Raw genomic sequence first — 13,667 nt, 5'->3', positions numbered from 1 at the left:
TATTTTCGTGAAAATTTACAACGAAATACCATCTATGAAGATTTATCATTTCTTTATGGCAAGAAATTATAGGGTGAGAGGCTAACCAACCCCGGAACTGTTTGCCGGAGATCTTAAAAACTTTCTATTTTCGAGAAAGGTTTTTCTCGTGTATTATTATTTCAAGAAAAAATAGCACATCTCCTGGGAGAGATGCGTTTTAATGTTTAAAACTCATACAAAACAACCATGAATAACTGGAAAAAAGTATTCGCTATTATATGGACCGGACAGTTTTTCTCTATTCTGACCAGTTCTCTTGTTAATTTTGCCATCATATTATGGCTGACTTTTGAAACTAAGTCTGCCGAAACACTGGCATTTGCTACCATTGCAGCCTTGCTTCCACAAGCTATACTAGGGCTATTCTCCGGAATTCTTATCGACCGATGGAGCAGGAAGTTAATTATGATTCTATCCGATAGTTTTATTGCCTTTTGCACACTGATTCTTGCCATTCTGTTCTATTTCGAACAAGCAGAAATATGGCAGATTTACACGTTGCTAGCATTACGTTCCGTCGGATCGGCTTTCCATATGCCCTCCATGCAGGCATCCATTCCGTTGCTGGCTCCGGAACCCCAACTATTGCGCATTGCCGGGATCAACCAGATGATTCAATCCGTCAGTAATATCGCGGGACCTGCTCTCGGAGCCTTAGCGATCTCCATGCTCGACATGACTTATGTGCTTATGCTTGATGTCGTGGGCGCATTGCTCGCTTGTACGTCATTATTGTTTGTCACGATCCCCAATCCCAAACCTAGCGAAACCAAGAATAAATTGAATCTCTTACGAGATTTACGGGAAGCACAACGGGAAGTCACAAGCCATAAAGGAATGACACCTCTTTTCCTGCTCTCCATCTTGGCGACACTTTTCATTATGCCGATTAGCGTGTTGTTTCCGCTCATGACGCTCAATCACTTCTCCGGCAGTGCCTACCAAATGAGCCTTGTCGAAGCGATATGGAGCGTCGGTTCGCTTGCCGGGGGACTCGCCCTAAGCGCCCGTCAATACAAGGTCAACAAAATCATATTGATAAACGCCATGTACATCTTGTTGGGAACAGCCTTTGTCTTCTCCGGACTCTTACCGGCATCGGCTTTCGTGTGGTTTGTCGTGTTGACAGCGATTGAAGGTGTATCGGGTTCCGTGTACTACGCCTCTTTCATGACCGTGATTCAGACAAAAATAAACCCGGCGGTATTGGGTCGGGTATTCTCTATATTCATGAGCGTTAGTATGCTTCCCTCCATTCTTGGACTCATGGGTACCGGATTTATCGCCGACAATATAGGAATCACGAACACCTTCGTGATCGGAGGACTCGTGGTTTGCGCTATCGGTGTAATATCATTCTTTATCCCCTCGCTTTTTCAAGTAGGACGATTGACGGTCGGGGATGAAACCAAGAATATATAGAATTAGTTTAGTGCTAAAAAGCCACCCTTCGGGGTGGCTTTTTCATTTGCATAATCTATCACATCTTATTTGTTGCCCCGAGCTTTATACTCTTTCAATCCGTCCTGCAAGAACTTCACGAAAGCATCCCGGTCTTTGTTATGACCTCTGGCAGGTTGTAACACGTGCTTCTTCAAATCTGCATCCTTCCCGCCACGGCTATCTAACAAGATATAGTTCGGCTGAGCGTTTGATTCGAATTGCTTGATTTGGAAATCGGTATTCTTCTTTCCAAGCGTATTCTTTTTCTTGCCGTCATAATCAGATACATAAACCTCTTCTGCCGGCAATTTAGTCTTATCATCCACGTAAAGCGCTACTACAATATAGTCGTTCTTCAACATCTCCAATACACGAGGATCAGACCATACACTTTGCTCCATCTCGCGGCAATTCACGCAACCGTGACCCGTGAAGTCGATAAACAACGGCTTATTCTGGGCTTGAGCGACTTTCAAAGCCTGATCGTAATCAAAGTACCCGTCCAAACCATGAGGCAAATGCAAGAAGTCAGAATACTTCACCGGCTCGTTAGAAGCCGCACTAGATGATTGGTTTCCAACCTGGACACCACTCTTCATGATCTCCTTGGCATTATCGCGAACGATACGGTTGATATCGAAGTCTATCGTTTCTTGTGGCGGGAAATATCCGGCAAGAGCCTTCAACGGTGCACCGAACATACCCGGAATCAAATAAATCACGAAAGACATCGTTATAATAATCATTACTAAACGAGGAACTCCAATATAAGGCAAGTCACTATCGTGAGCGAATTTGATTTTACCCATTAAGTACAATGCTTGCAAAGTAAATACGGCTACCCAGATAGCGATATAAACCTCACGGTCTAACAATCCCCAATGGTAAGTCTGGTCGGCTACCATCAAGAATTTGAAACCTAAAGCAACCTCGACAAATCCTAATACGACCTTCACGGCATTCAACCAACCTCCTGATTTCGGAAGATTGCTCAATTTTGAAGGGAAGAAGGAGAAGAAACCGAAAGGCAAAGCCACGGCGATAGAGAATCCTAACATACCGATAATCGGACGTAATACAGATCCCCGGGCAGCCTCAACCAACACGGTACCCACGATCGGTGCGGTACAAGAGAATGACACCAAAACCAACGTGAACGCCATAAAGAAGGCTCCAATATATCCGCCCTTGTCTGCTTGCTTATCTGACTTGTTTACAATCCAAGACGGCAACACGATCTCGAACGCCCCGAAGAAAGAAGCGGCGAAAATCATAAATATAATAAAGAAGCAGATATTAGGCAGCCAGTTCGTACTCAACCAGTTGATAAATCCCGGTCCCAGCAGGAAAGAAATAAGCAATCCCAAGGCTGTATAAATAGCCACAATCGACAAGGCAAAGAAAACCGCTTTCGCTTTCGCTTTTGCTTTATTGGCATCCCCGTGCATAAAGAATGACACCGTCATCGGAATCATCGGGAACACGCAAGGCATCACGACGGCAAGCAAACCGCTACCGAATGCTACCCAAAAGAAGATCCACAGGGAATCGTCTTCCGTGGCGCTCTTTTCAGCTTTAGCGTCCTTGTCCTCTAGTTTAATTGTAAAATCTTTTGTTCCCGGCACACAAGCACCTTCTTGGCAAGCCTGGAATTCAACACTACCGTTCACGGAAGTAATTCCCGAATCGGTAACCTTGACCTTTTGCTTTACAGTATACGTGTCCGTGAAATACAACACGTCTACTCCAAAGACATCATCGTGTTTCTTGTGTGGTTCACTCTCTTCCGGTTCACCGACCAACTCCACGCCTTTACCTACTTCCTCTATCGTAATTGATGTCGGCATAGGACCACCATCCGGGGTGTTGATGGAATAAACCGTCCACCCGGGTTGAATAGTTGCTTTAAAAGTCAAAGTGTATTCGTTATCCCCGGTCTTCTCCTGCGAGAATGTCCAACTTGTCGGATCGGATATCTGGGCAAAAGCCGAGAATGCACCTACGAACAACGTAAAGATCAACGTCAATAGTCTTTTTTTCATAAAAAATTATTTAATAAAACATCAATTTGCATGCTTCTCGAAATCGTATGCGTTATCACACAGCGGACACAAAAGTACCATTAATTTGTGCTCCCACAAATTGATGGTACTATTTTAACATCGATTTAATACGAGAAAGTAAATTCGTAAGTAAAACAGCTATTCAGCTTCTATTTCTCTATTAAAACGATTGAAAAACTTATATTCGTAAATATAAAAAGAAGGCACTCCAAGCACTTTCAAATGTATATGATGCTTAAAAGCCCACTTCCGACGCAGTGACCAGAAACCTTTTTTAAGATATGCCTCGATAAAAGGGTGCACCTTTAGCACGAGATTCTTTATTTTCCTTTCTTCCACCAAATATTCCAGTTGATCCTCGATCTTGTCGATCACCAGAACCGCGGCGTCCGCTTTTCCGCTCCCGTGGCAGACAGGACAAGTTTCCGTGGTCGTCACTGTCATTTCCGGTCGCACCCGCTGGCGGGTAATCTGCATCAAACCGAATTTACTTAAAGGAAGTATGGTGTGTTTGGCTCGGTCGAGTTCCATCGCCGAACGCATCTTGTCAAACAATTTCTGGCGATTCTCGGCGAGCTGCATATCAATGAAGTCAATCACGATGATTCCCCCCATGTCGCGCAATTGCAACTGGCGGGCAACCTCGTCGGCAGCTGCCAAATTTACCTCCAGGGCATTGGATTCCTGGTCATCCCCAAGCTTCACGCGGTTACCGCTATTCACGTCGATCACGTGGAAAGCCTCGGTATGTTCTATAATAAGATATGCACCGTTCTTGAATGAAACGGTACGTCCCAGCGAAGACTTGATCTGTTTGTCTACCCCGAAGTGGTCAAAAATCGGCACGTCGGTTGACACGAATTTCACGATATCTTCTTTCTCCGGGGCTATTGTACTGATATAACGTTTTATCTCCTTGCTCACGGCTAAATCATTCACGTATATATTTTCAAAAGAGGGATTCAAAATATCCCGGAGAATAACACTGGTTCGGTCAATCTCTCCCAGTATCAACTTGGGAGGCTCGATATCCCGAAGATGCTTGAAGGCGGTTTCGAAACGCTCGACAAGCTCAGTAAGTTCACTGTCAAACAACTCTGCATTCTTGCCCTCCGCGACAGTTCTGACAATCACCCCGTAATTCTTGGGGCGTATACTCTCTATCAGTCGTTTCAAACGCTTGCGTTCCTCTACCGACTTGATCTTTTGTGACACAGACACCTTTTCTGAAAAAGGCATCAAAACCAGATGACGACCGGCAATACTCAACTCTGACGTTAAGCGCGGTCCTTTCGTGGATATAGGCTCTTTCGCAACCTGTACGGCAACATATTGCCCCACGGTAAGCACGTCCCCGATCTTTCCATTCTTATTGATTTCCGGCTCCAGCTTCAATTTAGCAACGGGCATCCCCTTGCGGGCGATACATTGCTTGATATAACTCTCTAAAGAATAAAACTGGGGGCTGAGATCAAGGTAATGTAAAAAGGCGTCTTTCTCGTAACCTACATTGACGAAAGCTGCATTCAATCCGGGCATAATCTTCTTGACTTTCCCGTAATAAATGTCCCCCACCGCAAACTTTACGCTAGTCTTCTCCGTCGTCAACTCTACCAATCGCTTGTCCTTTAACAAAGCGATCACAATTTCTTCCGCTTTTACATCTATGACTAACTCAGTATTCACTACCCGATAATTAATCTATTAATCAAAATAAACCTAAAGGCACAGCCCTTAGGTTTATAATTTCAACTCACAAACGATGACTATTTCTTCTTGTGTCTGTTCTTTCTTAGTCTCTTCTTCCGTTTGTGAGTAGCCATCTTATGTCTTTTTCTTTTTTTTCCGCTTGGCATAATCTCACTCCTTTCTTTATTTTACTTGATCTTTAACCTGGTTCACAAAACTCTTCGAAGGCTTAAACGAAGGGATATTATGTGCCGGGATTTTGATCGTTACATTCTTAGAAATATTACGAGCAGTTTTTTCAGCTCTCTTTTTCACTACAAAGCTTCCAAAACCTCTTAAATAAACATTTTTTCCATCAATTACAGAACCCTTAATCGCTTCCATGAAAGCCTCAACAGTTGTCTGCACTGCAACTTTTTCAATACCAGTGGTTCTGGAAATTTCATTCACAATGTCCGCCTTTGTCATTTTCTTTAAGTATTTAATATTCAATATTATATTTCGTTTATCCTAGATTTCAGTCTGCAAATATATATCTTTTCCACAAACAATGAAACAAACTTCAGCATTTTTGTCAATATTTTTTGATACCTATGTCATTCAAGCAAAGGATAAACCCAATAATCACACCCGTGATAATACAATTATCTAATCTTTTTTCATACATTTGTACCCGATAACAGCTAACTCGTCGTTTTAATAGTAAAAATTCACAATCTAATTTAAAGAAGTATGAGAAAATCTATTGTATGTGTGTTAATAATGCTCTGTGCATTAAATCTATTCTCTTCCTGTGACGACGGGATTGCCAGAACCTGGAATCTTAGTAAAATAAAAACCGAAGACGTGCCGGGAGGAAAACCCAAATTCATATCCGGTCCCTTGTTCATGACCTGGGAAGCTCCTGATGACGCCGTTTTAGGTTTCTTTAGGGTAACGGGAATCCCCAATATGGTTGTTCCTATGGGAAGCAGCAAATTGGCACAACAACTGAAAGACATCACGTTCCAAAAAGACGGCAACGTGATCGTAACCTATGCCGAACCGAACCAAGACGGCCAAGCGCAAGCTGACCCACAATGGAAAAAATCAGAACCCGGTATGGTCACCTACAAGATAAAAGACAACCAGATTCTCTTTTTCCCCAACGTTGACAACCTGCTATCTTCCATTCCGTCTGACAGCCTGAAAAACGACCCCGCTTTGCAAAAAGCAGTCGAGATGCTAAAAAACGGCATCCCGGTAAACTACAAACTCGAGGGCAACACGGCAAAATTATTCATCGACAAACCATTTATTGAAAATATATTCCCGCTTATTCTCTCGGGACTCGACAACGTTGACGCCAGCGCCATGGGAGGCATGGGCAACATGATCAAAGGATTGCTTCAAGGAGTTCCCGCCATTTTACAAAAAACCACGAAACTGGAAATAGGGCTAAATTTGGAAAAATAATTTGACTTTAAAACTTTCAGAACCGAAGGTTCGACTTTATGAACCTTACAAACTAGAGGGGGTGTTTTGGCACCCCCTCATTATTCGGAAAGATTAAATATTCTCAGTTTATTATATAGTGCGGATTTACTGATACCCAATAATTTTGCCGCGTTTCTTTTATGACCGCCGGTCTGTTTCAAGGCCTGCAGGATGCGTTCTCTCTCCTTGTTTTCCTCTTCTTGCACGGAAACAGTTGCTTCCGCCTGTTCCTTTTCGCGCCTCCGGCACTCTTCCTGTTCCTGCAATCTCTTTTCCTGTTCAAGCAGACGCTCGTGGGCCGCTATCGCCTCGGGATGATTGCGCCGTACAAAGCCGCCCACGCTCTTGTATTGCAGCCCCAGCCGCAGGGCGATAGACTTTAGCGTTTCGGTTGTCGTTGCATACAGGCGCACCGCTTCATCATACTTCTCCGCGCTACGTGCCAAGACCGACCTGCCGTTCGATAACTTCGTCCTGCCAAGAGTGACTGCAAGCTCCGGTTCGTGCTCGTGCAGGTACTTCCTAAATATATCGGGATTCAACCCGAACTCTTTCGCCACTTCCGCCGTGGGGCGCCCGGTTACCTTCAACCGTTCGATAGCCCCGGCGTACTTCGCGGCTGTCGATTTCAGGTAACATTTTGTACCGGCAGGACGGGCATCCTCTCCGCGCCCATCGACATCGTGGCGTTCCTCCATCAACTCCTTGTTCCACGCCCGCAAATGATGGCGCAATCCCGTGACCGTGACTCCGGTTGCCGCGCAGATCTCCTCCTGGGTCATGGCAGTAGTCCGGTACAGCCGTATCGCCTCGCGGTACTTTTCCTCGCTCTGGGGCATGGGCTCATGCTTCCTGCCGTTCCCGGTCAATTCTCCCCGGGTCTTGTTCGTTTTCGCCCGTTCGCGTTTACCCGCCCGTGCCCGGATCAAATCCTTGTAATAATACATCAAATGTTCCCGTAGTCCCGAGCGCGAAAGTCCGTACAAGTCGGCAGTCTGCCAGATGGTATCCTCCGTGGCACGCAGGTGCTCCACGGCATCGGCATATTGCTCCTTGCACCACGGTTTCACGCCCCGGTGCAGGTTGTCGTTCACCCCTAGGCGGTGACGTTCCCGCTCCCGCCGTTCCACAATATCGGGATAATGGTTCCGCAACTGGTTGCCGAGGGCTGTCGGATTCAGCCCGAACAGGCGGGCTATCTGCGACACGTTGAACTCGATATACGCAGCGTCATCGCACGCCCGGATGGCATCCTTGTACTTGGCATGGGCGGCAGCGGTCTGCCCGCTCTTCTTCCGCAACCGGGTCTTGGCAGCCTCCCTGGGAGAAATCTCGACGCCATGGCGGGCAAACATCAGCTCCCGGTGATAGCGCCACACGTATGCCTTGAACGCTGTCAGCGGCGTGCCGGTCTGCTCGCAGATCTTCTTCACCGTCATGTCGGTGGTGCGGTATAGTTCCAGAGCAGAGTGATAGCGTGATTGGACGTCCTGCATAGTACAAGAATTAAGGCGTACTTGTACTATGTGTATCATAAACACAGGGACGTATCGGAAAACCGTCACAGGGATAGAAGAAGTTTCTCGGGCGAATATAACTTGCACCTCCATTGTCTTTACGCGCAAACTCGAAGTTATACGAGTTATTATCATCACCCTGCTTATTTCCCGCTGTCCATATATAGCCGATAGGAGCATTTATGTCAACTTGATATGCACATACATTATCATCCCAGTCACGATAGCCTGTCTCCGGGAATATGATTGACTGAAGTTTGTCGGGATTGGTATAAAATTCGTACAAACCTTTTGAATATATCCCGTTTTCCCCGCATGTCCCGGTAGCCGCATCATAATCCGCAATATTTTCAACCCGCACGTCATACCACTCGAAAGGTGTGTTGGTGTTATCTCCCGTAGTGGTAAAGCCGGAAACTGCAGTATAGTGAGGTACCTGATAGCCAACCGGACATGGGTCATAGATAGTCTTGAGGCTGGGCGAACCGGGTTGAACTTCGATTCGACCTTGCCATAAATTGCGGTATATCTCATTGTCGCTCAAGTAAGGATAACCCGTACCAGTGTTCACTTTACGCCGTGGATTATGCCACTTATGCGGATTTTGTATGAGCACACCCGCATCTATAGCACCTCGGGTGGTATAGCGCTCTCCATCGGGTGTGGTAGTTGCAGAGAGCATAGGAGGATTCGCATCATCAGGCCAATCAACAGAATAATACCGTCGCTTATTTTGTACATTTCCTGTCGCACCGACGAAAGGATCTTTACGTCCCCATTGGTAATATGGATTGTCGCCACGTGTAAAGGCTATGTGCGATTTCTGTTCAAGTTCTATAACCTTTTCTTTCGCACCGGCAGTAACCTTCACCTTACACTTTCGTGCCTTATAATATTTTATTTTATCGCCGTGGCCGGAACACCAGCCCAGATTCACCGGTAGAAGTTTAAACTTTTGGGAAGGGTCATGACTGGTGACTTCGATGTTTTTATCATCCTCTTCAAGGTAACTGAAATTAGTCACCCAGATGTGCCAGCTCCACATGACAGAAGGAATAGTTGTGGTACCGACCTCTTTCGTACCGGTACTAACTCCTATCACGGCGTTTCCTTGCTTTATATTACTTTTTTCAATGCGAAACAAGATTCCACCTTTGCCTTCGTAGGCATCAGGAAGATATTTTATGTCTGCGGTCGGGTTCCAAACAGTATATGGAATCAAATTATTCTCGTCCTGCCATATCAAGAACGCACTTAGGGGAGTATATTCCGCTGTGGTACCTTTAATGAAAGGATTTGTTATTTCTCTTCCCAAATAATCCTTAAATTTCGGAAGGATTTGATCTCCCGTGTAACTGCCGGTGTATGTATAGGCATTTTCGTTTGGCTGAAAGTTATGATAGGCGTTACCATACACCAACGGTAAAATATAGTAACCCGGAGCATCTACTATATAGCAGTTGGCCGTGCATTTTATCTTTGCATTGGCAGGAGCAACTGTTTCTCCTGGGTTTGCCAGATTGTAAGGAGCAGCCTCCGTACCCTTCTGTGGTGCATCTTGAAGCAACTTGTCTATATCTATTTCCTCCTTATTAGGGGTAACTTTAAACGAAATATTCTTTATATAAGGGAGGTAACCATCTGTAATGACAGGCTCAAGCCAACTGCACTCCTTGGTATAAACCCCGTCGCCATCTTCATCATATTCTATCTCCCAGTTCACCATTTTGCCTTCGCTATTCTCTATATAACTGGTGACCATGATGGTGTTATCCTCGAAATGATGTCCATAATTATAATTGGCAGTTCCCGGGCGGTATTCCGGAATGAAAACCTTTCCCTGGTAATTCATCACTTTAGGTTCGGTCACTTCAAGGACTTGCTCCTTGTATTCTATGTGCCAATCATAATCATTGGCAAAATTGTTGAATTTCAAGGTCAGTTTGTAGTGGTGGTTGCGCTCCGCATTGTAGTCAGTAGTTATATTCTTGCCAAGCATGAAACGGTATTTTATAATCCCGACTCCCGGACGCTCCGTATTCTCTGAGCGGTAAATCGCATCAACCTCGATGTATGTGCCACAGGGTACATCATCTTTCAACCGGTAAGTATCGTCGCCCGGCAGTCCGGGATAATCAAGTTTCCCATCATTGTTTGCATCCTGCTGCTTGTCGGGCATATCTTCTCCTGCTCCCTGCATATTCTCGTAAAAGAAAAGAGCTTCAGCAGTTTCTGAATGATCTGACCCATATATTGGTTCTTTTTTAGAAACAACAGCCTTATAATCGGTTATGAAATTGTCCAAACCAGGCTGAACATCACCCTCGAAATATTTTATTATTTCACCATCGCGTATCAGCGAATCAACGTGATCGGGTGTGTTCTTTGTCCCCAACAAGCATGATCTGGGTATATCCTTTATAGATACAGCCATAATATATATGGAAACACCGTCTTTTAGGTTCGTGCCGTCATACGCCACGGTCACCTTTGATGCCGCCCGGCGTACCCACGCTTGCAGTTTTAAGCCATTTTTGTTAATAGTCACTAACGGAGCCTTGTTATCGTCACTCGCGGTTTCAGCTTCCGAGAAGAAGTGACCAAACATCTGGTTATTGGCACTTACATTTTTCTCGTCCCATTGTAAAGGAATATTTTTCAATCCTTTCACGGTTTGAATACTATCTCGATAATCGGATAAGTCCCCCATGTTGGCCACCGCATAGATATAATACTTCCCGTAAGGTATCGTCAACTGGAATGTAGCACGCGGTGTACTGGATTCCGCAACATTCTCTCCTGTTCTCTCGGGATCTGGATCTGAAATAGTATAGTCATTAATCAGATATTTATTTACCAAATTTTCCCCTTCATCATATAATAACACGCATAAACTTTCAATTGCCTTTATGGCATCCCCGGCAGAACGCGAGTTCCCGTTCAAGGTGGGAGTAAAAGGTTTGAACTTCATGGTTCCACTGATCACGCACTCTCCTTCACCTATTCTTTCATCGTCAATGTACAAATCGTCCCTGCAAGAAAATGTGCCGACAAACAGCAGACACAAGAGGGTATATATGGTTATCTTACGTTTCATATCTGTTGCGATTTCTCGGATTCGTTCGTTTCTTCTTTAGGGTCGTCCAAACCGAATATAGGATCCAATGTTACACCCCAGTACGGTTCCACGTCAACTTGCCACTCAAGGGTGTAGTCGTTAAACACAATATTTACCTTCACGTGCGTGTTACGGAAAAGCGAACCAAGACGTGGCAACGTGGAAGTATATATTGCTTTCGTGCTTTGGTAACCCGAATTTTCTGTCGTGTGAATAGTCACGTTGTATTCCTGTAATCCCAAGGTGTTGTCTGCTCCGCTTTTCACGGTCTTGCTCTCCGGCAGGTAAATAGCGTCGGCAGCTGCCACAGAAGGCATGTTGCCTGTCATTGCCGCCATCTCCAGCGAGGGAGCAAACTCGTGAGAAACTTTTTCAGGAGTAGCTTCCGTTGGCACCTCGTAGTCGGTCAGCCATTGATATTGGGCTGTTTCCGTTTTTTCCGCTTCCTCTACCATCCAATCTATCCAGTCTTTGCCCGTGAGGTTGGATGCTTCTTCATGATCGACCACCCAATAGTGCCCCCCGGCATTCTTGTTCACGTGGGGCATCAAGTACATTGGGTCGGTTATCACGCTCTCGATGTCAATGCCGGTCACGGAAATCGTCCTCTGTGCCGACTTGTTGATGAAATTGAACGAGAATTTGGTGGCAGCCCGCACCACGTACAGCGTGTATCCTAATTCATATTCATCGTTTGTGATATTTTCCCTGTCCGGTACCGTGATATCGTACACGGCGGTCATGGGTATGCCGTCATCACCGGGCTTGTAATCGGGCTTGAAGACGTATGCCTCCACTGGTACTTTTCCGGATTCATCCGGGAGGAACGCCGGGTTAGTGAAGTCAAACGGATTTCCACCCGTGTCTTTCAAGTTCCTGTGGTTGGCAATCAGGTAAATTCTCTTTTGGCGACCGGCTTCCACCTTGAAGGCGTACCCGTCAGTCAACGGGATCCCGGTTGAAGCACCTTTTACCAGGCGGTTGTGTTCCACCACCCACTTGCCGTCATTCCCCGGTTCTTTCGACACGATCACGATCAGCAACTGCCTGATCTTCTCGTCAGCGCCCTCTTCACCCTCACCCGCGCGGGAAAAACCTCCCGCCACGTCAGCATGGAACGTGAGAAACACGCTGTTATCCTTTTCTTCTCCCTCTTCACGAGACAGTTTGAAGGACTCCTTGTTGCACGAGGTGAATCCCAGCAAACCGCAAAGCAGAAGAATTATGCTGATGATATGTCGATGCTTCAGTTTCATTTTTCAGTCTGTCACCATTCTACGTCATTAATACGCACCACCCAGTCGTTCACCACGATGCGCGTATTCAACCAAATATCGTTACTCCTCAAGAAGAAAAACAACGTCCAACGGCTTTCGCGGTCCAGGTACTCCTGGTCGCCCATCTTGTAACGCTCGCCACGGAGCAACAACAAGTAGCGCTTCAGCGGGAAATCTATCACCGTCTTCCCGGTCTCGTGGTTTTTCACCAGCAGGCGCGGGTTGTTCTTCATCATCAACCGCGAGGTACTCAGTTCGGCGTACGCCACTTCCACGGGTTGGGGCACCACCTCGTCGGGACCCACGATAGCGACTCCCGTCTGTGCCTGTCCCTTCGCCCAGGGAATGTAGGTTACGGTTTCCCCCTCGGGGAACAAAACGGCATCGTGTATCAGGTCGTTGTCATACCCGAACAGGACGTTATCGTCAATAATCTCGAAGTCGAAGTCGTCAGCGTTGACCGTTCCCCCGTTCTCTTGTTGCAGCACGACGCGTATGCTGTTGGTATTCTTCATCATCTTCACCGTTCCCTCGTTGTAAAGGTCGGTGGTCCCGAGGGCAAGTTCACCCCAGAACATATCGTGCAGCTCTCGCCGTTCGGGCTTGGTAAGGCAGTCGGCATCCAGCATGACTTTCAAGTCGGTCCGCTTGCTGCCCTTCACGGGAGTTTCCACCGGCGAGAAAGAACTCCGTTCGCACGCCATACCCCCGTATGCCGCGAAATGGTAATTCCCCTCCTCGAGGTCCAGCACCATCCGGTAATTCTCGTCCTGTAGTTCCGCCCCAGTCACCACCCGCGTGTCCACGAGGTTGTCATCTTCGTCATAGATATAGAGTGTCAGACAATCCACTTGCTTGTGGAACGCGTTGGCATACTCCATATTGTACTCGTAGATAAATCGCAGCGATACGCCGTGCGGGCACGGGTCAAGGTCTTCATTGATGAGTTCGCACGACGAAAAAGCAAGCCCCATGGATGCGACGCACAACGCCGCACCCACGAGTCTTGATATAATATTTCGTTTGCTACTTCGCATGGGTC

9 protein-coding genes are annotated in these 13,667 nt (G+C 46.3%); 2 read left to right on the top strand and 7 right to left on the bottom strand.

The features are described from left to right. Positions 1-228 precede the first annotated feature (228 nt). The gene (locus BN8899_RS00755) at positions 229-1,464 is read left to right on the top strand and encodes an MFS transporter (protein WP_065217906.1); all 1,236 of its coding nucleotides are present in this window, start codon (positions 229-231) and stop codon (positions 1,462-1,464) included. A 65-nt stretch (positions 1,465-1,529) separates the two neighbouring features. Here the strand turns inward: BN8899_RS00755 and BN8899_RS00750 are convergent, their stop codons facing one another. The 3 genes from BN8899_RS00750 to BN8899_RS00740 all read right to left on the bottom strand — a co-directional run bounded on the left by BN8899_RS00750 (position 1,530) and on the right by BN8899_RS00740 (position 5,729). Then, positions 1,530-3,527, bottom strand: coding sequence for a protein-disulfide reductase DsbD family protein (locus BN8899_RS00750; protein ID WP_065217905.1), 1,998 nt, complete (start codon positions 3,525-3,527; stop codon positions 1,530-1,532). Between the two features lie 159 nt (positions 3,528-3,686). Next, positions 3,687-5,234: an Rne/Rng family ribonuclease gene (locus tag BN8899_RS00745; RefSeq protein ID WP_026207715.1), complete on the bottom strand. Its 1,548-nt coding sequence runs from the start codon at positions 5,232-5,234 to the stop codon at positions 3,687-3,689. Positions 5,235-5,420: 186 nt separating this feature from the next. Next, the gene (locus BN8899_RS00740; protein WP_018338712.1) at positions 5,421-5,729 is read right to left on the bottom strand and encodes an HU family DNA-binding protein; all 309 of its coding nucleotides are present in this window, start codon (positions 5,727-5,729) and stop codon (positions 5,421-5,423) included. Positions 5,730-5,969: 240 nt separating this feature from the next. Here BN8899_RS00740 and BN8899_RS00735 point away from each other — a divergent pair, with 240 nt between their 5' ends. Next, the gene (locus tag BN8899_RS00735) at positions 5,970-6,692 is read left to right on the top strand and encodes a hypothetical protein (protein ID WP_148375204.1); all 723 of its coding nucleotides are present in this window, start codon (positions 5,970-5,972) and stop codon (positions 6,690-6,692) included. 80 nt (positions 6,693-6,772) lie between these two features. On the opposite strand, the gene BN8899_RS00730 is transcribed toward BN8899_RS00735, so the two are convergent. Genes BN8899_RS00730 through BN8899_RS00715 form a run of 4 tightly spaced genes read right to left on the bottom strand, consistent with a single transcriptional unit; the run spans position 6,773 to position 13,662 of the window. After that, positions 6,773-8,209 carry a helix-turn-helix domain-containing protein gene (locus BN8899_RS00730; RefSeq protein ID WP_065217903.1) on the bottom strand — a complete coding sequence of 479 codons (1,437 nt, stop codon included), beginning with the start codon at positions 8,207-8,209 and terminating at the stop codon, positions 6,773-6,775. Positions 8,210-8,219: 10 nt separating this feature from the next. After that, the gene (locus tag BN8899_RS00725; RefSeq protein WP_065217902.1) at positions 8,220-11,327 is read right to left on the bottom strand and encodes a DUF4906 domain-containing protein; all 3,108 of its coding nucleotides are present in this window, start codon (positions 11,325-11,327) and stop codon (positions 8,220-8,222) included. After that, a complete protein-coding gene (locus tag BN8899_RS00720; RefSeq protein WP_065217901.1) occupies positions 11,324-12,604 on the bottom strand; it encodes a hypothetical protein in 1,281 nt (426 codons plus the stop codon). Before BN8899_RS00720 ends, BN8899_RS00725 begins: the two co-directional genes overlap by 4 nt. 11 nt (positions 12,605-12,615) lie before the next feature. Next, positions 12,616-13,662, bottom strand: a complete 1,047-nt coding sequence (locus BN8899_RS00715; RefSeq protein WP_065217900.1) for a FimB/Mfa2 family fimbrial subunit — start codon at positions 13,660-13,662, stop codon at positions 12,616-12,618. Positions 13,663-13,667 lie beyond the last annotated feature (5 nt).

This window comes from Butyricimonas sp. Marseille-P2440, assembly GCF_900091675.1.
In the GTDB taxonomy this organism is placed as follows: Bacteria; Bacteroidota; Bacteroidia; order Bacteroidales; family Marinifilaceae; genus Butyricimonas; species Butyricimonas synergistica.
Note: the sequence above shows the minus strand (reverse complement) of the source record. Positions and strands in the feature narration are given on the sequence as shown.

Coding starts and splice junctions, on each gene's coding strand:
- BN8899_RS00755 (WP_065217906.1), top strand. CDS start 229: ATGAATAACTGGAAAAAAGTATTCGCTATTATATGGACCGGACAGTTT.
- BN8899_RS00750 (WP_065217905.1), bottom strand. CDS start 3,527: ATGAAAAAAAGACTATTGACGTTGATCTTTACGTTGTTCGTAGGTGCA.
- BN8899_RS00735 (WP_148375204.1), top strand. CDS start 5,970: ATGAGAAAATCTATTGTATGTGTGTTAATAATGCTCTGTGCATTAAAT.
- BN8899_RS00730 (WP_065217903.1), bottom strand. CDS start 8,209: ATGCAGGACGTCCAATCACGCTATCACTCTGCTCTGGAACTATACCGC.
- BN8899_RS00725 (WP_065217902.1), bottom strand. CDS start 11,327: ATGAAACGTAAGATAACCATATATACCCTCTTGTGTCTGCTGTTTGTC.
- BN8899_RS00720 (WP_065217901.1), bottom strand. CDS start 12,604: ATGAAACTGAAGCATCGACATATCATCAGCATAATTCTTCTGCTTTGC.
- BN8899_RS00715 (WP_065217900.1), bottom strand. CDS start 13,662: ATGCGAAGTAGCAAACGAAATATTATATCAAGACTCGTGGGTGCGGCG.